At 64.8% G+C, this 18881-nt stretch carries 23 protein-coding genes; 7 read left to right on the forward strand and 16 right to left on the reverse strand.

The annotated features are described in order from the left end of the window. The first annotated feature begins 72 nt into the window (after nt 1-72). Nucleotides 73-954 (forward strand): AraC family transcriptional regulator, encoded by an 882-nt coding sequence (locus EWH21_RS08190; RefSeq protein ID WP_150608673.1) that lies wholly within the window; start codon nt 73-75, stop codon nt 952-954. Nucleotides 955-964: 10 nt separating this feature from the next. On the opposite strand, the gene EWH21_RS08195 is transcribed toward EWH21_RS08190, so the two are convergent. Continuing rightward, nucleotides 965-1378: a PaaI family thioesterase gene (locus EWH21_RS08195; RefSeq protein WP_277700264.1), complete on the reverse strand. Its 414-nt coding sequence runs from the start codon at nt 1376-1378 to the stop codon at nt 965-967. A 96-nt stretch (nt 1379-1474) separates the two neighbouring features. Beyond that, the gene (locus EWH21_RS08200; RefSeq protein ID WP_277700265.1) at nt 1475-2287 is read right to left on the reverse strand and encodes an HDOD domain-containing protein; all 813 of its coding nucleotides are present in this window, start codon (nt 2285-2287) and stop codon (nt 1475-1477) included. Between the two features lie 140 nt (nt 2288-2427). Here EWH21_RS08200 and ung point away from each other — a divergent pair, with 140 nt between their 5' ends. Then, nucleotides 2428-3117: a uracil-DNA glycosylase gene (gene ung, locus EWH21_RS08205; RefSeq protein ID WP_037055458.1), complete on the forward strand. Its 690-nt coding sequence runs from the start codon at nt 2428-2430 to the stop codon at nt 3115-3117. A gap of 16 nt (nt 3118-3133) precedes the next feature. Here ung and EWH21_RS08210 read toward each other — a convergent pair whose 3' ends face one another. The 6 genes from EWH21_RS08210 to EWH21_RS08235 form a co-directional block, all read right to left on the reverse strand. Then, a complete protein-coding gene (locus tag EWH21_RS08210) occupies nt 3134-3994 on the reverse strand; it encodes a DUF6279 family lipoprotein (RefSeq protein ID WP_277700266.1) in 861 nt (286 codons plus the stop codon). A gap of 175 nt (nt 3995-4169) precedes the next feature. Next, nucleotides 4170-4871, reverse strand: coding sequence for an ATP-binding cassette domain-containing protein (locus tag EWH21_RS08215; protein WP_037055462.1), 702 nt, complete (start codon nt 4869-4871; stop codon nt 4170-4172). 3 nt (nt 4872-4874) lie between these two features. Next, a complete protein-coding gene (gene livG, locus EWH21_RS08220; protein ID WP_037055463.1) occupies nt 4875-5642 on the reverse strand; it encodes a high-affinity branched-chain amino acid ABC transporter ATP-binding protein LivG in 768 nt (255 codons plus the stop codon). Beyond that, nucleotides 5639-6907 (reverse strand): high-affinity branched-chain amino acid ABC transporter permease LivM, encoded by a 1269-nt coding sequence (locus EWH21_RS08225; RefSeq protein WP_277700267.1) that lies wholly within the window; start codon nt 6905-6907, stop codon nt 5639-5641. Before EWH21_RS08225 ends, livG begins: the two co-directional genes overlap by 4 nt. Continuing rightward, nucleotides 6904-7827 (reverse strand): high-affinity branched-chain amino acid ABC transporter permease LivH, encoded by a 924-nt coding sequence (gene livH, locus EWH21_RS08230; protein WP_037055468.1) that lies wholly within the window; start codon nt 7825-7827, stop codon nt 6904-6906. The genes EWH21_RS08225 and livH overlap by 4 nt, the downstream gene beginning before the upstream one ends. A gap of 117 nt (nt 7828-7944) precedes the next feature. Then, complete coding sequence (locus EWH21_RS08235; RefSeq protein WP_037055470.1) at nt 7945-9066, reverse strand: branched-chain amino acid ABC transporter substrate-binding protein; 1122 nt, start codon at nt 9064-9066, stop codon at nt 7945-7947. A gap of 294 nt (nt 9067-9360) precedes the next feature. On the opposite strand from EWH21_RS08235, the gene EWH21_RS08240 reads away from it, so the two are divergent. Then, the gene (locus EWH21_RS08240; protein ID WP_037055475.1) at nt 9361-9678 is read left to right on the forward strand and encodes a DUF2288 domain-containing protein; all 318 of its coding nucleotides are present in this window, start codon (nt 9361-9363) and stop codon (nt 9676-9678) included. A gap of 91 nt (nt 9679-9769) precedes the next feature. Further along, on the forward strand, nt 9770-10138 hold the full coding sequence (locus EWH21_RS08245; protein ID WP_047584483.1) for a DUF5064 family protein: 369 nt from the start codon (nt 9770-9772) through the stop codon (nt 10136-10138). Between the two features lie 107 nt (nt 10139-10245). On the opposite strand, the gene EWH21_RS08250 is transcribed toward EWH21_RS08245, so the two are convergent. From EWH21_RS08250 to pyrC, 3 genes are all read right to left on the reverse strand, one after another. After that, a complete protein-coding gene (locus EWH21_RS08250; protein ID WP_037055480.1) occupies nt 10246-10464 on the reverse strand; it encodes a bacterioferritin-associated ferredoxin in 219 nt (72 codons plus the stop codon). Nucleotides 10465-10645: 181 nt separating this feature from the next. Next, complete coding sequence (gene rnt, locus EWH21_RS08255) at nt 10646-11320, reverse strand: ribonuclease T (protein ID WP_047584482.1); 675 nt, start codon at nt 11318-11320, stop codon at nt 10646-10648. Continuing rightward, entirely contained in the window at nt 11317-12363 is a 1047-nt protein-coding gene (gene pyrC, locus EWH21_RS08260; protein ID WP_277700268.1) for a dihydroorotase, read from the reverse strand. Before pyrC ends, rnt begins: the two co-directional genes overlap by 4 nt. A 194-nt stretch (nt 12364-12557) precedes the next feature. Here pyrC and EWH21_RS08265 point away from each other — a divergent pair, with 194 nt between their 5' ends. From EWH21_RS08265 to gloA, 3 genes are all read left to right on the forward strand, one after another. Beyond that, complete coding sequence (locus tag EWH21_RS08265) at nt 12558-13451, forward strand: OmpA family protein (RefSeq protein ID WP_196250576.1); 894 nt, start codon at nt 12558-12560, stop codon at nt 13449-13451. 178 nt (nt 13452-13629) lie between these two features. Beyond that, on the forward strand, nt 13630-14847 hold the full coding sequence (locus EWH21_RS08270) for an argininosuccinate synthase (RefSeq protein ID WP_037055488.1): 1218 nt from the start codon (nt 13630-13632) through the stop codon (nt 14845-14847). 92 nt (nt 14848-14939) lie between these two features. Continuing rightward, a complete protein-coding gene (gloA, locus tag EWH21_RS08275) occupies nt 14940-15332 on the forward strand; it encodes a lactoylglutathione lyase (protein ID WP_037055490.1) in 393 nt (130 codons plus the stop codon). Between the two features lie 52 nt (nt 15333-15384). On the opposite strand, the gene EWH21_RS08280 is transcribed toward gloA, so the two are convergent. The 5 genes from EWH21_RS08280 to EWH21_RS08300 all read right to left on the reverse strand — a co-directional run bounded on the left by EWH21_RS08280 (nt 15385) and on the right by EWH21_RS08300 (nt 18786). Further along, nucleotides 15385-15564, reverse strand: a complete 180-nt coding sequence (locus EWH21_RS08280; protein WP_004423730.1) for a hypothetical protein — start codon at nt 15562-15564, stop codon at nt 15385-15387. Nucleotides 15565-15676: 112 nt separating this feature from the next. Then, nucleotides 15677-16315, reverse strand: coding sequence for an endonuclease III (gene nth / locus EWH21_RS08285; RefSeq protein WP_277700269.1), 639 nt, complete (start codon nt 16313-16315; stop codon nt 15677-15679). A 97-nt stretch (nt 16316-16412) separates the two neighbouring features. Continuing rightward, nucleotides 16413-17120 carry an electron transport complex subunit E gene (locus EWH21_RS08290; protein ID WP_037055495.1) on the reverse strand — a complete coding sequence of 236 codons (708 nt, stop codon included), beginning with the start codon at nt 17118-17120 and terminating at the stop codon, nt 16413-16415. Beyond that, complete coding sequence (gene rsxG / locus EWH21_RS08295; RefSeq protein ID WP_037055496.1) at nt 17117-17752, reverse strand: electron transport complex subunit RsxG; 636 nt, start codon at nt 17750-17752, stop codon at nt 17117-17119. Before rsxG ends, EWH21_RS08290 begins: the two co-directional genes overlap by 4 nt. A 2-nt stretch (nt 17753-17754) precedes the next feature. Further along, on the reverse strand, nt 17755-18786 hold the full coding sequence (locus EWH21_RS08300) for an RnfABCDGE type electron transport complex subunit D (protein ID WP_179553755.1): 1032 nt from the start codon (nt 18784-18786) through the stop codon (nt 17755-17757). Nucleotides 18787-18881: the final 95 nt, after the last annotated feature.

Genomic DNA, 18881 nt, shown 5'->3' on the forward strand with positions numbered 1-18881 from the left:
TTGTGGATTGACGATCTTGGTCGAAGGATGGACGATCTTGGGATTCGTCGACTGCCTCGGGATGCGATCAGCATGGGCTTGCGCGTGGAAACCTCCAACTGGCCGTTGCCGCTGGGTGGGCAACGCTTCATCACGCCGCCGCGTCTGCGCCGCCTGCTGGCGCGCCATCCGCTGAGTGCTGGCTGCTACCCGCTGGCCATCGGTTTCTACCCCGAAGCGGTCGGGCACCGCATGAGTCGGGCGCAGCCGGAGGATGACCTGCTGATCTACTGCCGCTCGGGCAAAGGCTGGCTGCACGGCGAGGATGGACGATTCGAGGTCGGTGCTGGCGATCTGCTGCTGCTGCCCAGGGACACCGCGCATGCCTACGGCGCCGATGCCGACGCCCCCTGGACCATCTACTGGGTGCACTTCGACGGGGCGCTCAGCCAGGACTTCCTCGACCTGCTGGGTAGCCAGCCGTTGCGCCGCATCGGCGTCCAGCCACGCCTGCTGGGGGACTTCGAGGCGCTGCTGGGGCTGCAGCGGCAGGGCTTGAACGTCCTGCCATTCATCCATGCAGCGCATCGGCTGCAGGCGATGCTCAGTTCGCTGGCGGTGCTGCCGGCGCGGGTCAATCTCAAGTCGGGGCGGGTACTGGATATCGAGGCGGTGCACGCGGTGATGCGCGAGCACCTGCACGGCAGCCTCAACCTCGATGAGCTGGCCGAGCACTTCCACCTCTCGCGCTTCCATTTCGCCAAGACCTATCGGGCCCTGACCGGGCATGCGCCGATCCAGGATTTCATCCAGCTGAAGATGGCCCTGGCCTGCCGCCTGCTCGACCGTGGCGATGTCGAGGTGCGCCAGGTCGCGGAGCAACTGGGTTATGAGGACGCCTATTACTTCTCGCGTCTGTTTCGCAAGGTGGTGGGCATGGCGCCCAGTCACTACCGGGCGCTGCACCTGGGGTAGTCGCGGCCTGCTAGACCCGTGCGATGGTCGCCAGGCCGGTAGCCACCAGCTTTTCCTGGCCGTCCTTCACGGCGAACACGTCCGCTCGGCAGACCGCCTGGCGCTGGCCGGCCTTGAGCACCTCCGCGCGGCAGAGCAGGCGTTCGCCAAGTGCAGGGGCGAGGAGGTTGAGCTTGTATTCGCTGGTGACCACGTCACCGACCATCGAGGCGGCGGCCCAGGCGCAGCCGCTGTCGACCATGAAACCGACCACTGCGCCGTGCAGGTAGCCGTGGTGCTGGCACAGGTCGGGACGGCTGGGTACCTGCAGGCTGACCCGGCCCGGCGCGAACTCGAGCAGTTCGGTGCCGAGCAACTGGGCGAAGGTGGAGTGGGCGAGCGCCTGTTCCAGACGCTCGCGGCTGATGCCGTTCGAATCGCTCATGTGACCTCCTGCACGGGGTGTGCGGGAGAGTCTCGACCTGCCCCAGGGCTTGGGCAAGCTGTATCCACCGACCTGATGAGGCGCCATGACCGGGGGTCAGGCGAGCAGGCGCTTCCACAGTTTCAGGCCTTCGGCCAGTTCCGCGCGCAGTTCCTCCAATGGGCGCTCCAGTCCGAGCTTGACCTGGGCCGGCAGCAGGCCATCCGGCGTACTGCCCGACTGCAGGGCGCTGGCCAGCAGCACCAGGTCGGCCAGGTCGGCGCTGCGTTCGTGCTCGCGCTGCCACTGGCCATGCAGGCGGGCGCATTCGATGACCGCCGACGGCAGTTGCCAGCGGGTCAGGATCAGCGCGCCGATGTCGCCGGAGAGCTGCTCGCACAGGGCGTTCAGCGAATCGCTGTCACGCGGCAGCTCCGGCCAGTGCTCCAGCTCCGACAACAGGGGCAGGCTGCCGATATCCTGCAGCAGCCCACCGAGCATGGCGTCATCCATGGAGAAGCCGACGGTCTGTGCCAGTACGGCGCAGTAGGCGGCGCGTTCACGGGCGTTGCGCCAGCGCGTGCGAAACGCCTGCTGCAGCGCCGCGTCGTCGCTGGTGAACAGGTGCTGCAGGCTGAAACCCAGCACCAGGTCGGCCAGCTGGCGGGTGCCGAGGCGGCCGAGCAGGTCGCGCAGCGAGGTGCAGGGGCGGTTGCCGCGCAGCAGCGGCGCGGCGGAGAACTGCATCAGGTAGGCCGCCAGTGGCGGGTCGCCGTTGATCACCCGCGCCAGTTGTTCCTGCGAGGTGTGCGGGTCGTCCAGCAGCTTGCGGATACGTACGGCGGCCTCCGGCATCTGCGGTATCTTGGCTTCGCCCTTGAGAAAACGGTTGAGGAGTGCCAGGCGCAAGGTATCGGTGGTGGTTGGCATCGAGTTCCATTCATTCGTCAGTGGCTGTGTTCGAAAGGCTAGCAAAGCATCCCCGGCCTTGCCGCAATCGTCTTCCTTGACTTGCCCTGGCCCCTTCTCTAGCGTGCCTGCACTTGTAAGGATTCAGGCAGGAAACAGGCATGACCGATGACCGCATCAAACTCGAGGCCAGCTGGAAAGAGGCGCTGCGCGACGAGTTCGACAAGCCCTACATGAAGGAGCTGGGCGAGTTCCTGCGAACGGAGAAGGCGGCCGGCAAGGAGATCTACCCACCCGGCCCGCTGATCTTCAATGCGCTCAACTCCACGCCGCTGGAGCAGGTCAAGGTGGTGATCATCGGCCAGGACCCCTACCACGGTCCGGGGCAGGCGCATGGTCTGTGCTTCTCGGTGCAGCCGGGGGTGCAGACGCCACCGTCGCTGGTGAACATCTACAAGGAACTGAAGCGCGACCTGAACATCGACATCCCGGCGCACGGCTACCTGCAGAGCTGGGCCGATCAGGGCGTGCTGCTGCTCAACACGTCGCTGACCGTGGAGCGCGCCAATGCCGGTTCGCATGCGGGCAAGGGCTGGCAGCATTTCACCGACCGGGTCATCGAGCTGGTCAGCGAGCGGCAGCCCAAGCTGGTCTTCCTGCTCTGGGGCAGCCATGCGCAGAGCAAGCAGCGCCTGATCGACCCGACCAAGCACCTGGTACTGCGCTCGCCGCACCCGTCGCCGCTGTCCGCACATCGCGGTTTCATCGGCAACGGTCATTTCAGCCGCTGCAACCAGTTCCTCAGCCAGAACGGCATGACCCCCATCGACTGGCGTCTGCCCGCGCTCTGAAGCGCTGCCAGAGCGCCTAGCGCCTGGCCAGCGTGTCGTCGCTGCGGCACTGCTGGGCGGCCAGGTCGGCACGCAGCGCGTCCAGGCGTTCGTCGGCGCGTTGCAGCTGGCGCGCGTCCGCCGTGGCGACGATATCCACGAGCATGCCGGCCATGGCCTCGCGGTTGCTCTGGTAGCTGGCGCGATAGGCCTCGGTGTAGAAGCGTTCGCGCTGTTGCAGCAAGGCGCTGATGCGCGCGGCGAAGTCATCGCCGCGTCGCGCTTCCAGGGCGTCACGCAGTGCCTGTTGCCAGGCCAGGCGGTTGTCCAGCCAGACCTGATTCTGCGCGCCCAGGCTCCGGGCCCAGGCCAGTATCCGTTCGCGCTGGGCCGGCTCGAGGTCGCCGAACCAGGGCTGCAGGCGCTCGTTCATGCGTTCGGCGCGCAGGCTGATCTGCTCGTCCAGTGGCGGCTCGAGGAAGGTCGCGCGCAGCTTCCGGTTCTGCTCCTCCAGCTCGGCGAACAGGCGCTCGACCTGCAGCGGGTTGAGGCCGCGCAGCAGTTCGACGGTGCTCGGGGTGATTTCCACGGCGATGCGCTGCATCGCCTGCTCGAAGCCGTCCAGCTGGCTGAGCATCAGTTCGGCGTCGCGCTCGGCCAGCGCCTGGCGGCTGCGTTGCAGCCAGTCGAGGTAGTGCGGCAGCTCCACGCTGCAATGCCAGGTCAGGTGCTGCTGCAGCCTGGGTTCCAGCCAGGCGCTCTGCTCGCTGCTCAGCTCGACGTAGTCGCCCAGTTTCCAGGGGATGATCCAGTCCAGGTTGCGGTAGGCCAGGCCGGCACGGCTGCAGGCGCCGAGGGCAACGGTGAGGGCGAGCAACAGCAGCAGGGACTTGCGCATGAGCGGGGGCCGCCTGGGTAGAGTGGTTGAGACTAATACGCGGCGAAGCGGATGCAAGAGGGCGGACATATCCGCTAAACAGTTCGCTGGCCGGCAGGTGTGCGCGCGTTGCAGGCCTGTCGTCCAGGCATGAAAAAACCGCCCCGGAGGGCGGTTTCGGGTACGACAGTCCGGCTCAGCCGCCGAGGTAGGCGTCGCGTACCTTCGGGTCGTTGAGCAGATCCTCACCGCTGCCTTGCATGACGATATGGCCGTTCTCCAGCACGTAGCCACGGTCAGCCAGCTTCAGCGCCTGGTTGGCGTTCTGCTCGACCAGGAACACGGTCACGCCGTCTTCGCGCAGTTGCTCGATGATGTCGAAGATCTGCTGGATGATGATCGGCGCCAGGCCCAGCGACGGCTCGTCGAGCAGCAGCAGCTTGGGCTTGCTCATCAGCGCACGACCGATGGCGAGCATCTGCTGTTCGCCGCCGCTCATGGTGCCGGCGCGCTGGGCGAAGCGCTCCTTCAGGCGCGGGAACAGGTGCAGGACCTTGTCCAGCTGCTCCTGGTTGTCCGCCTTGTTGCCGAAGAAGCCACCCATGGCCAGGTTCTCCTCGACGGTCAGGCGGGCGAACACGCGGCGGCCTTCCGGCACGATGGCGATGCTCTTGCGCATGATCTCGGGGGTGTCCATGCCCACCAGCTCTTCACCCAGGTAACGGATGCTGCCGCTGGTGGCGCGCGGGTTGCCGCACAGGGTCATCAGCAGGGTGGACTTGCCGGCGCCGTTGGCGCCGATCAGGGTGACGATCTCGCCGGCCTGCACATCGATGCTGACATCGTGCAGCGCCTGGATCTTGCCGTAGAAGGTGGAGACGTTGTTGAAGCTCAGCATGGATTACGCCTCCCCCAGATAGGCTTTGATCACGTCCGGGTTGTTGCGGATCTGCTCCGGCGTGCCGTCCGCCAGGGGAGTGCCCTGGTTGATCACGTAGATGTGGTCGGAAATGCTCATCACCAGCTTCATGTCGTGCTCGATCAGCAGCACGGTGACATTGTGCTCGTCACGCAGCATGCCGATCAGCTCCTTCAGGTCTTCGGTCTCGCGCGGGTTGAGGCCGGCAGCCGGCTCGTCGAGCATGAGGATGCTCGGACGGGTCATCATGCAGCGGGCGATCTCCAGGCGGCGTTGCTGGCCGTAGGCGAGGGTGCCCGCCTCGCGGTTGGCGAACTCCACCAGATTGACCTTCTCCAGCCAGTAGCCGGCGAAGTCCATCGCCTCGCGCTCGCTGCGACGGAAGCTGGGCGTCTTGAACAGGCCGGCCAGGTAGCTGGTGTTGAGGTGGCGGTGCTGGGCGATCAGCAGGTTCTCCACCGCGGTCATGTCCTTGAACAGACGTACGTTCTGGAACGTCCGCACCACGCCCTTGCGGGCGATCTTGTGGCCCGGCAGGCCTTCGATGGCCTCGCCGTCGAGACGGATGCTGCCCGAGCTTGGCTGGTAGAAACCGGTCAGGCAGTTGAACACGGTGGTCTTGCCGGCGCCGTTCGGGCCGATCATCGAGACCACCTGCTTTTCCTTGACGTTCAGGCCCACCCCGTTGACGGCCAGGAGGCCGCCGAAACGCATGGTCAGGCCGCTTACTTCGAGAATCGTGCGGCTCATCGCTTCAGCTCCAGGTGGGGACGTTGCATCGGCAGCAGACCTTGCGGGCGCCAGATCATCATGAAGATCATGACCAGGCCGAAGATCAGCATGCGGTACTCGCTCAGCTCACGCATCTCCTGCAGCATCACCATGACGATGGCCGCGAGGATCACGCCGAGCTGCGAGCCCATGCCGCCGAGCACCACGATGGCGAGGATCATCGCCGACTCGATGAAGGTGAAGGACTCCGGTGTCACCAGACCCTGACGGGCGGCGAAGAAGCTGCCGGCGAAACCGGCCAGGCTGGCGCCGATGGTGAAGGCCGAGAGCTTGATCACGGTGGGGTTCAGGCCCAGCGCGCGGCAGGCGATCTCGTCCTCGCGCAGGGCTTCCCAGGCGCGACCGATCGGCATGCGCAGCAGGCGGTTGACCAGGAACAGGGTCAGCAACACCAGCAGCAGGGCGATCAGGTAGAGGAAAATCACCTTGTACTGCGAGTTGTAGGCGATCTCGAAGTAGTCGTGGAAGGTGGGCATGTCGGCCGGCACACGACGCTCGAAGGACAGACCGAACAGGGTCGGCTTGTTCTCGTTGGCGATGCTCAGGCCGTTCGGGCCGCCGGTCAGGTCGGTGAGGTTGCGCAGCAGGATACGGATGATCTCGCCGAAGCCCAGGGTCACGATGGCCAGGTAGTCGCCGCGCAGGCGCAGCACCGGGAAGCCGAGCAGGAAGCCGAACAGGGCGGCCATCATCCCGGCGATCGGCAGGCACATCCAGAAGCTCAGGCCGAAGTAGTGCGAGAGAATCGCGTAGCTGTAGGCGCCGACCGCGTAGAAACCGACGTAGCCCAGATCGAGCAGGCCCGCCAGGCCGACCACGATGTTCAGGCCGAGGCCGAGCATCACGTAGATCAGGATCAGCGTGGCGATGTCCACGGCGCCACGGCTGGCGAAGAACGGCCAGACCAGGGCGACCACCAGCATGGCCAGGATGATCCAGCGCTGGGTGGAGGGCAGGGTGAGGAAGTTGCCGACCTGGCCGCCGCTGGGCAAGCTCGGTCGTTTGGCCCAGGCCGGGGTGATGCGATCACGCAGCAGTTGCCACACGAAGATCAGCGCCGCAGCGCCGCCGATGCACCAGAGCTCGAACGCGGTGGCGCCGTGCACTTCCAGGCTGATGCCGACGGTGGTGAGTTTCAGACCCAGGACTGGGTAGGCAATGATCAGCACCAGCAGGGCGCTGAAAATCGCCGATTTGAGGTTCTTCACGCTGGAGGTGCTCATACCTTCTCCACCTCCGGACGGCCGAGGATGCCAGTGGGACGGAACAGCAGCACCAGGACCAGCAGGCTGAATGCGACCACGTCTTTGTATTGATCACCGAAGATATCGGCACCGAAGGCTTCGGCCACGCCGAGCAGGAGGCCGCCGAGTACCGCGCCGGGGATGCTGCCGATGCCGCCGAGTACCGCAGCGGTGAAGGCCTTGATGCCGGCGAGGAAGCCCAGGTGCGGGTTGATCACGCCGTATTGCATGCCCAGCAGCACCGAGGCGATGGCCGCCAGGGCGGCGCCGATGACGAAGGTCAGGGCGATGATGTTGTTGGTGTTGATACCCAGCAGGTTGGCCATCTTCAGGTCTTCGGCGCAGGCGCGGCAGGCACGGCCCAGGCGCGAGCGGGAGATGAACAGGGTCAGGCCGATCATGGCGACGAAGGTGACGATGAAGATCAGCACCTGCATGTAGGAGACGACCACGCCGTTGGTGGCGCTTTCACCGAGGATGAAGTTGCCGGGCAGCAGGCTGGGAATGGCCTTGTCCTTGGAGTCCTGCGAGAGCAGCACGGCGTTCTGCAGGAAGATCGACATACCGATCGCGGAGATCAGCGGAATCAGGCGGTTGCCGCCGCGCAGGGGACGATACGCCACCCGCTCGATGCTGTAACCGTAGGCACTGGTAACGATCATGGTGACGACGAACGCGCCGATCATGATCACGGGTACGGCTTCGATACCGAACATGGAGAGACCAGCAATCACGATGAAGGCGACGTACGCGCCAATCATGTAAACCTCGCCGTGGGCGAAGTTGATCATGCCGATGATGCCGTAGACCATGGTGTAGCCGATGGCGATCAGGGCATAGGTGCTGCCAATGGTCAGGCCATTGAGCAACTGTTGCAGGTAGTGATAAAGATCAGGCATAGCCTAACTCCTGGGCAGCGCGTAAAGCGGCGCTTGTGGCGCAGCGCGAGGCCGGAATTCTTCTAATAAACAAAGCCCACTGCAGGCTGCAGTGGGCTTTGGGTTCAGGCGGGAAGCTTACTTGGCTTCGGACTTGGAACCGTCCTGGTGCCATTCGTACACCACGAAGCTGAAGTCCTTCAGATCGCCCTTCTCGTCGAAGGCCAGGGTGCCGGTGGGGGTGTCGAAGCTGTTGGAGCGCAGGGCGGCAGCTACCTTGGCGGTATCGGTGTCGCCGGCTTTTTCGATGCCTTCAGCGATGACCTGAACGGCAGCGTAGGCCGGGAACACGAACGGGCCGCTCGGGTCTTCGTTCTTGGCCTTGAAGGCCTCGACCAGCGCCTGGTTCTTCGGATCCTGGTCGAAGGACTTCGGCAGGGTGACCAGCAGGCCTTCGGAAGCCGGGCCGGCGATGGCCGAGATTTCCTTGTTACCCACGCCTTCCGGACCCATGAACTTGACGTTCAGGCCACGCTCTTTGGTCTGGCGCAGCAGCAGGCCCAGTTCCGGGTGGTAGCCACCGTAGTAGACGAAGTCGACACCCGCCTGGTTGAGCTTGGCGATCAGCGCGGAGAAGTCCTTGTCGCCGGCGTTGATGCCTTCGAACATGGCGACTTTCACGCCTTTGCCTTCCAGGGTCTGCTTGACCGCGGTAGCGATGCCTTCGCCGTACTGTTGCTTGTCGTGGATGACGGCAACGCTCTTCGGCTTGATGTGGTCGGCGATGAAGTTACCGGCGGTCGGGCCCTGCAGGCTGTCCAGACCGATGGTACGGAAGACCAGCTCGTAGCCACGAGCGGTGATGTCCGGGCTGGTGGAAGCCGCGGTGATCATCAGGATGCCTTCGTCTTCGTAGATGTCGGAGGCCGGCTGGGTGGAGCTGGAGCACAGGTGGCCAACCACGAACTTGACTTCGTCGTTGACGATCTTGTTGGCAACGGCCACGGCCTGCTTCGGATCGCACGCGTCGTCGTAGACCACGCCTTCGAGCTGGGCGCCGTTCACGCCGCCAGCCTTGTTGATCTGCTCGATGGCCATCTTGGCACCGATGAATTGCATCTCGCCGTACTGTGCGACGGCACCGGTCACCGGACCGGCCAGGCCGATCTTGATGGTGTCGGCTGCCATCGAGTAGCTGGCCGCCCCCGCCAGTGCCATTGCCGCGAACAGTTTGGAAATCTGCTTAGTAGCCTTGTTCATGAATGCTCCAGTCTTGTGTTTTTCATTGTTGTAGTTCTTGCGGCCGAAGCTGCAGAACCGGGTCCTTGATCCCGGTAATGCCTCCGGCAACTGTACCGGAACAGTGTAGAGCGCGGATTTGCGCCTTGAAAAGCCGGCAGCGGGAGGCGAAACACGGGGTTGTCGCTTAAATGCAAGAAATGTATAGAAAAACGGCGTGGCCTGGGTCGGCTGGCGAGCGTCGCGCAGTTGCCAGGGCAACGCTCGACGTTATCATGCGCGCCTGCACTTACCGCCATCGACACGGGGCACACCATGACGGAACAATCTAGCACCCTCTATGCCAAGCTGCTCGGCGAGACAGCGGCCATCACCTGGCAGGAGCTGCAGCCATTCTTCGCCCGGGGCGCGCTGCTCTGGGTCGACGGGGCGCAGGATCTGGTGGCGATCGCGCAGGCCGTGGCGGAGAACGACCAGGCCAAGGTTGCCGAGTGGATGAACCAGGGGCTGCTGAGCAAGCTCGAAGATGCACAGGCCGAAGATCTGCTGACGCGTGATCCGCAGCTCTGGGCCGTGGTGGTCGCGCCCTGGGTGCTGGTTCAGGAGAGGGCAGGGCAGTCGACGCTGCACTGAAATGTCGCGCGGCAGCGCTGCAGGTCCCGGTTTAGACTGTCCGGGCGCGTTCCTCGGTACTTCGCCAGCGCAACCGATAAGGAGAGCAAGCATGTTCGAACCCGGTCATCTGCATCGCAGCAGGCTGCCTGGTCTGGATGGCCAGCCCGGCTACAGCATCGACTTCCACTACGAGGTGCGTCAGGACGCACAGGAAGGCCCGATGCTGCACGGACGCCTGGCTGGCGAGATCGACGGCAAGGCCTTCGAGGAAGTCTTCGAAATGCACCGCGACACGGCGTTCAATTTCGCCAGCGTGATCTCTCGCCTGGTGGCCAAGCACGGCCTGCACCCCAACCACAGCCCGATCATGCGCGAGCACGAAGAGTACGACGCGATCTTCGAGGACATTCGCGCCAAGCTGCATACCAAACCGGGGGATGCGGTGAACTTCGATCACCTGGAGCGTGATGGTCTGTAGCGCGTCGGATGCGAGGGCATCTGCGTCGACCGACGCGGCTGCTCGCTGACCACAGGCCATAAAAAAACCGGATGCTGAGATCCGGTTTTTTGTGTGCGGGGCCTGTGTCAGGCGGCGACGAAGCCGGCAGGGTAGGCGAGGGAGGCCTGGCTGCTTTGCACTTCGGCGATGGTCTCGCGAACGACCTGCTTGGCCAGGCAGGCGCACTTGCCGCACTGGCTGGCGATGCCGAGCGAGCCGCGGACTTCACGATAGCTGCAGCAGCCTTCGTAAACCGCATCGCGGATTTGTGTATCGGTGACACCTTCACAGAGGCAGACGTACATGGGGCAAGGCTCGCCTTGGTGGTTCTGTTCGATGAATCGGATACTAATGTTAATGAGAATGCTTGTCAAAGATCGATTGCGAATGCTCGTGCCTCCTGACGAACGGCGCAGGCCGCGCATTTTCCAGGCATGAAAAAACCGGCAGGTGCCGGTTTTTTTGATACGCGTACGGAGGCAGGGATCAGTGGTCGAACTCGTCCCAGCCGCCCATTTCCTTCCAGCGGTTGACGATGCCGCAGAACAGCTCGGCAGTCTTCTCGGTGTCGTAGCGCGCCGAGTGCGCCTCCTTGCCGTCGAACTCGATACCGGCAGCCTGGCAGGCCTTGGCCAGTACGGTCTGGCCGTAGGCGAGGCCGGCCAGCGTGGCGGTGTCGAAACTGGAGAAGGGGTGGAACGGGTTGCGCTTGATGCCGCAGCGCGTCACGGCGGCATTGAGGAAGCCGAGGTCGAAGCTGCTGTTGTGCCCGACCAGGATCGCGCGCTTGCAGCCGGCCGATTTGATCGACTTGCGAATGCCCTTGAAGATTTCCCCCAGGGCATGGTCCTCGCTCACCGCCATGCGCAGCGGGTGATCGAGCTTGATGCCGGTGAACTCCAGGGCCGCCTGTTCGATGTTGGCGCCCTCGAAGGGCTCGATGCGGAAGAAGTGGGTGTGATCCGGGTAGAGGAAACCCGTCTCGTCCATGGCGATGGTGGTGGCGGCGATTTCCAGCAGCGCGTCGGTGGCGCTGTTGAAACCACCGGTCTCCACGTCCACCACGACCGGCAGGTAGCCACGAAAGCGCGCTGCCATCGGCGAGCGTGGGCCGGCCGGCAGGCTCGGGTCCAGTTCGTCGTCGTAGTTGTCTTCGCTCATGCCTGGGCCTCCAGCAGCTTCCAGCGCAGGGTTTCGCCGGCGCGCAGGGGCACTACGCTGTTCTCGCCGAGCGGCAGGCTGGCCGGTACGGTCCATTCCTCGCGCACCAGGGTGATGCGGTCGCTGTTGCGCGGCATGCCGTAGAAGTCCGGGCCGTGGAAGCTGGCGAACGCCTCCAGCTTGTCCAGCGCGCCACGCTGTTCGAAGGCCTCGGCATACAGCTCGATGGCGGCGTAGGCGGTGTAGCAGCCGGCACAGCCGCAGGCGGCTTCCTTGGCATGCTTGGCGTGCGGCGCCGAGTCGGTACCGAGGAAGAACTTGGCGTTGCCGCCGGTGGCGGCGTCGAGCAGGGCTTCCTGGTGCACGTTGCGCTTGAGGATCGGCAGGCAATAGAAGTGCGGGCGAATGCCACCGACCAGCATGTGGTTGCGGTTGTACAGCAGGTGGTGCGCGGTGATGGTGGCGCCGACGTTGGCCGAGGCGGCCTCGACGAACTGCACGGCGTCACGGGTGGTGATGTGCTCGAACACCACCTTGAGCGTCGGGAAACGCTCGACCACGCGACTCAGGTGCTCGTCGATGAAGATCTTCTCGCGGTCGAACACGTCGATCTCGGCGCGGGTCACTTCGCCGTGCACCAGCAGCAGCATGCCGACTTCGGCCATGGCTTCCAGGGCCGGGAAGATCTTGTCGATGCTGGTCACGCCCGAGTCGGAGTTGGTGGTGGCGCCGGCCGGGTAGAGCTTGGCCGCATGCACGAACCCGCTGGCCTTGGCCGCGCGCACGTCTTCGGGGCTGGTGTTGTCGGTGAGGTAGAGCACCATCAGCGGCTCGAAACGGCTGCCGGCCGGGCGTGCGGCCAGAATGCGCTGGCGGTAGGCGTCGGCCTCGGCGGTATTGCGCACCGGCGGTACCAGGTTGGGCATGATGATGGCGCGGCCGAAAGTGCGCGCGGCATCGCCGACGGTGTGTGGCAGCACCGCGCCGTCGCGCAGGTGGATGTGCCAGTCATCGGGACGCAGAAGAGTCAGACGGTCGGACATGGAGGCTTCCAGGCGGGTAAAACGTGGCCGCATGGTACCTGAAAAGCAGCTGTTCGCGCTTGCGCCGACGCGACAATCACGAGCGGGGGTCAAGTTTTCGCGCGGCTGACCGATATCAGCAGAGAATGCCGTGAACCGCCCTGGAGCCTGCCGTGCGTGCGCCCTATTTCATCCTGATCAGCCTGCTGGCTGGCATGCCTCTGTGCCTGCCGGCGCATGCCATCAGCTTCCAGACCCGGCTGGAGAAGGTGGAGTGGAAGGTCGAGGGTGATCAGTTCGAGTGCCGCCTGAGCCAGCCGATCAGCAACTTCGGCAGCGGCGAGTTCGTGCGCCGCGCCGGTGAGCAGGTGACGTTCCGCCTGAAGGCGCGTGAACACTGGATGGGCGCCGGCTCGGCGACCCTGCTGGCGGCTGCGGCGCCGTGGCAGCCCGGACGCGAGGACATCAACCTGGGCGTGGTCAGCGTCGGCCAGGGCGAGGTGCCGTTCAACACCTCGCAGGAGCAGGGAGCGCGCCTGCTCAGCGGCCTGCTGGAAGGGCGCAGCCCAGTGGTGCGCCACCGTACCTTCAATGGCGGGGAGCGCCTGGAGGTACGCCTGCTGCCGGTGAAGTTTCACCAGGCCTACGATGACTACCAGGCCTGTACGGCCAAGTTGCTGCCGGTCAACTTCGACCAGATCCGCCAGGCGCAGATCGGTTTCCCCGGCGGCGGCATCGACCTGGATCCGATGGCCAGGGCCAAGCTCGACATCGTTCTCGAGTTCGTCAAGGCCGACCCCAGCATCAACAGCTTCCAGATCGACGGCCACGCCGATAACACCGGCAATCGCCTGACCAATCGCGATCTCTCGCGCCGTCGCGCGCTGGCCGTGCAGGACTATCTCAAGGCTGGTGGCATCCCGGCCGAGCAGATTACCGTGCGCTTCCACGGCGAGCGCTATCCGCTGGTGCCGAACAACAGCGAGGCCAACCGTGCCAGGAATCGCCGGGCGACCCTGCGCCTGGACCGCGTGCCCGTGCCGGAAGCGGCGCCACAGACCACGCCGGCGAGTCCGGCTGCCGACCCTGCGGGCAGCACGCCCTCCTGAGACATGCGGCACCACGGCGGGGCCGCGAGTCCGCTCGAGGGTGGCCGCCGGCGTCCACGGCCGGAAAATGACCGCTTATCCTCGTCGCTTCGTCATCACAAGCTGTCGCGCCTCTGTAAATTGACCGGCAGGGTCAGTAGAATCACGGGTTTTACCGTACAACCCGTGGAGTGATGGCATGGCGGACGTCAAAAAGGTAGTTCTGGCCTATTCCGGTGGCCTGGACACCTCGGTGATCCTCAAGTGGCTGCAAGATACCTACAACTGTGAAGTGGTGACCTTCACCGCCGACCTCGGTCAGGGCGAAGAGGTCGAGCCGGCCCGTGCCAAGGCACAGGCGCTGGGCGTCAAGGAAATCTACATCGACGACCTGCGCGAAGAGTTCGTCCGCGACTTCGTCTACCCGATGTTCCGTGCCAACACCATTTACGAAGGCGAGTACCTGCTGGGTACGTCCATCGCCCGTCCGCTGATCGCCAAGCGCCTGATCGAGATCGCCAACGAGACCGGTGCCGACGCCATCTCCCACGGCGCAACCGGCAAGGGCAACGACCAGGTGCGTTTCGAGCTGGGCGCCTACGCGCTGAAGCCGGGCGTCAAGGTCATCGCGCCGTGGCGCGAGTGGGACCTGCTGTCGCGCGAGAAGCTGATGGACTACGCCGAGAAGCACGCCATCCCGATCGAGCGCCACGGCAAGAAGAAGTCGCCGTACTCCATGGACGCCAACCTGCTGCACATCTCCTACGAGGGCGGCGTGCTGGAAGACACCTGGACCGAGCACGAAGAAGACATGTGGCGCTGGACCAAGTCGCCGGAAGCGGCGCCGGACGTCCCCACCTACATCGAGCTGACCTACCGCGGCGGTGACATCGTTGCCATCGACGGCAAGGACATGAGCCCGGCGCAGGTGCTGGCCGAGCTGAACCGCATCGGTGGCGAGAACGGCATCGGCCGTCTGGACATCGTCGAGAACCGTTTCGTCGGCATGAAGTCCCGTGGCTGCTACGAGACCCCCGGCGGCACCATCATGCTCAAGGCGCACCGCGCCATCGAGTCGATCACCCTCGACCGTGAAGTGGCGCACCTGAAAGACGAGCTGATGCCGAAGTACGCCAGCCTGATCTACAACGGTTTCTGGTGGAGCCCGGAGCGCGTCATGCTGCAGCAGATGATCGACGCCTCGCAGGCCAACGTGAACGGCGTTGTCCGCCTGAAGCTGTACAAGGGCAACGTCATCGTCACCGGCCGCAAGTCCGACGACTCGCTGTTCGACGCCAACATCGCGACCTTCGAGGAAGACGGCGGCGCCTACAACCAGCAGGACGCGGCGGGCTTCATCAAGCTCAACGCCCTGCGCATGCGCATCGCCGCAGGCAAGGGCCGCAAGCTGCTCTGATAGACTGCTTGCAGCGTGTCAAACGACCCCGGCCACGCGCCGGGGTTCGTCATTCTGGGCCCGGCAACAGCGGGCCGATGAGGAGAACAGCCATGAGACTGCTGCACACCATGCTGCGTGTCGGCGACCTGGACAAGTCCATCGCCTTCTATACCGAAGTGCTGGGCATGACCCTGCTGCGCCGCAAGGACTATCCGGACGGCCAGTTCACCCTGGCGTTCGTCGGCTACGGCGACGAGGCGCACAACAGCGTGATCGAACTGACCCACAACTGGGGCGTCGACAGCTACGAACTGGGTAGCGGCTACGGCCACATCGCCCTGGAAGTGGAAGATGTCTACAAGGCCTGTGAGGACATCCGCTCGCGCGGCGGCAAGATCACCCGTGAGCCGGGGCCGATGAAGCATGGGACGAGCATCCTGGCCTTCGTCGAGGACCCGGACGGCTACAAGGTCGAGCTGCTCTCGCCCTCGCGTCGCGACTGATTGCTGCGTCGATGAGAAAAGCCCCGCGTCTGCGGGGCTTTTTCGTGCGGCTTCAGATATCGAAGTCGTATTCGGCCAGCTGTTTGTGCAGGCGGCGCTCTTCGAGGAAGTTGTCGATGATGCGGCGTTTGGTCAGGTTGGTCTTGGCAACTTCCACCGCAGGCTCGGCATCGTCTGCATCGTCCGCGACAAAGTCTTCGTCCAGTTCGAGGTCTTCTTTGTCTGTGCTCATCTATTCCACTCCAGGCCCATTACCAGGGGCCATTTGCGCACCTTATAGCGGCAAAAATTGAGCGGGTAAAAAAGATTTTTTCAATCAGAAGATCGCCGGATTCTATGGTCGATCAATCGTCCGAGGTCTTGGCCTTGTACTCGCACAGGTCTTCGATGCGGCAGGCGCCACAGCGCGGTTTGCGCGCGGTGCAGACGTAGCGCCCATGCAGGATCAGCCAGTGGTGGGCGTCGAGCAGATAATCCCTGGGCACGAACTTGAGCAGCTTCTTCTCCACCTCCAGCACATTCTTGCCCGGGGCGATGCCGGTGCGGTTGCTGACGCGGAAGATGTGCGTGTCCACGGCCATGGCCAACTGACGAAAGGCGGTGTTGAGCACCACGTTGGCGGTCTTGCGGCCCACGCCGGGCAGGGCTTCGAGGTCCTCGCGGTTGTCCGGTACCTGGCTGCCGTGCTTCTCGATGAGGATGCGGCAGGCCTCGATGACGTTCTTCGCCTTGCTGTTGTACAGGCCGATGGTCTTGATGTACTCGGACAGGCCCTCGACGCCGAGGGCGTAGATTGCCTCCGGTGTGTTGGCCACCGGGAACAGCTTGGCCGTGGCCTTGTTGACGCTGACGTCGGTGGCCTGGGCCGAGAGCGTCACCGCCACCAGCAGCTCGAAGGAGTTGCTGTAGGCAAGCTCGGTCTTCGGCTCGGGGTTGTCCTCGTGCAGGCGACGGAAGATTTCCAGGCGTTTGGCTGCGTTCATGGCTCAGGGATTCTGGCGTAGCCCGGATGCAATCCGGGGTGGTTTCGGCATTCCCGGATTGCATCCGGGCTAGGGTTTGTCGCTCACCTGGGCGCCATCATTCGATGACTCCGGTGACCCGCACGCGGCGGCTCTGTGCCGGCGCCTCGGGCGCAGCGGCCCTGGCCCGTTCGGCGGCGATCTGGTCGATGCGGTTCTTGCCGGCGATCAGCAGGCCCAGGACGATGAAGGCGCCCGGCGGCAGGATGGCCAGCAGGAAACCGCGGTAGTCCTGCACCAGGGTGAGCTTCCAGTCGGCGGCGACCGGGCCGAACAGCAGGTGCATGTTGGCGAACAGGGCGCCCGTGCCGAGCAGCTCGCGTATCGAGCCGATCAGCACCAGCACCACGCCGAAGCCCAGACCCATCATCAGGCCGTCATAGGCGGCGCGGGCCGGGTCGTGCTTGGCGGCGAAACCGTCGGCGCGGCCGAGGATCACGCAGTTGGTGGTGATCAGCGGGATGAAGATGCCGAGGATCTGGTACAGCTCGTAGGTGTAGGCCTGCATCAGCAGTTCGATGCAGGTGGTCAGTGCGGCGATGATCATGACGAAGGCCGGCAGGCGCACGGCGGTGTTGACCACGCCACGTACCAGCGACACGGCGGTGTTGGAGCAGATCAGCACCACGGCGCTGGCCAGTGCCAGGCCGAGGGCGTTGACCGTGGAGTTGCTCACCCCGAGCAGCGGGCAGAGGCCGAGCAGCTGCACCAGCGCCGGGTTGTTCTTCCACAGGCCGTTGAGGGTGATGTCGCGATAGCTGGTCATCGTTCATCCTCCGTCAGGCCCAGCAGCTGGGCGCGATGGCTGGCGAAGTAGCGCAGGGCGCCGTGCACGGCCTTGACCACGGCACGCGGGGTGATGGTGGCACCGGCGAACTGGTCGAAGTCGCCGCGATCCTTCTTCACCGCCCAGCCTTCCTCGTCGGGATCGCTCAGGGACTTGCCGGCGAAGCCGAGTATCCAGTCGCTCTTGGCCAGCTCGATGCGGTCGCCCAGGCCGGGGGTTTCCTTATGGCTGAGCACACGCACGCCGGCCAGGCGACCGTCGGCGTAGATGCCCACCAGCAGGTGGATGGCGCCACTGTAGCCGTCCGGCGCGGTGACCGGCAGGATCAGTGCACTGGGCTGGCCGTCCTTGAACGCCAGGTAGGCCGACTGCGGGCTGCGGTGGCCCAGTTCCGGCGCGTCGAGTTCGATGCGATTGTCCAGCAGGTGGTTGTCGTAGCTGCCGGCCGGCAGGATTTCGGCGAGGGCGCGCACTTGCGCCTCGCGCTCGGCGTTGGCGATGCGCTCGGCGGTGCCTTGTTGCAGCAAGGCGACGCTGCCCACCGTGGCGATGGCGAACAGGCCAAGCACCAGGGCGTTCTTCAGCATCGAGCGGCTGATTTCCGGCAGCATGCTCATTCTCCCAGCTTGAAGCCGCTGTTGGGCTTGCGATGGCCGTAGCTGCGCGGCCGCGTGTAGTAGTCGATGGTCGGGGCCGCGAGGTTCATCAGCAGCACCGCGAAGGCCACCGCATCCGGGTAGCCGCCCCAGGTGCGGATCACGTAGACCAGCACGCCGACGCCGATGCCGAACACCAGCCGGCCACGATTGCTGGTGGCGCCGGACACCGGGTCGGTGACGATGAAGAAGGCGCCGAGCATGGTCGCGCCGGTGAGCAGGTGGAACAGCGGCGAGCCATTGGAGTCGGAGCCGCTGCCGTTCCAGAACAGCAGGCTCATGACGAACAGCGCAGCGAGCATGCCCACCGGTGCGTGCCAGGTGAACAGGCGCTTGTGCAGCAGGTACAGGCCGCCGGCGAGGAAGGCCAGGTTGACCGCCTCGCTGCCCGCACCGCCGAAGCGACCGAAGGCCAGGTTGCTGGCGTACAGTTCGTCGATGGTCAGGCTCTTGTTGACCTTCAGGGCGTCGAGTGCGGTGGCCTGCGCCCAGCCGTCGGGCAGGCTGGCCAGGCCAAGGATGTGCTTGATCCCGTCCAGCGCGGCGACGCCGTGCGGTGCGGGCCAGCTGGTCATGTCGACGGGGAAGGAAATCAGCACCACCACGTAGCCGACCATGGCCGGGTTGAACGGGTTCTGCCCGAGGCCGCCGTAGAGCTGCTTGCCGAAGCCGATAGCGAAGCCGCAGGCGACCAGCGTCAGCCACCAGGGCGAGTAGGGCGGCAGGGCCACGGCCAGCAGCACGGCGGTGACCAGGGCGCTGTAGTCCTTGAGGAAGAACGCCAGCGGGCGCTTGCGTGCGGCCAGCAGCGCGGCTTCGAAGCCCAGTGCGCAGAGGCTGGCCCAGACCAGATTGAACAGGGTGCCGATGCCGAACAGCCAGGTCAGGGCGAAGATGCCCGGCACGGTGGCCAGCAGCACCTGCAGCATGACCTGCTGGGTACGGTTGCTGCCCGTGGCGTGGGGCGATGTGATGCGGGGCAGGGCCATCGGCGCTCCTGTTACTGCGTCCGTGTTGATCGCAGTAGGTATTCATTCCCCGGATTGCATCCGGGCTACGGTGGTCTGTGTTGCCCGGATGCTCT

This window comes from Pseudomonas sp. REST10 (assembly GCF_029542605.1).
Lineage (GTDB): Bacteria > Pseudomonadota > Gammaproteobacteria > Pseudomonadales > Pseudomonadaceae > Aquipseudomonas > Aquipseudomonas khazarica.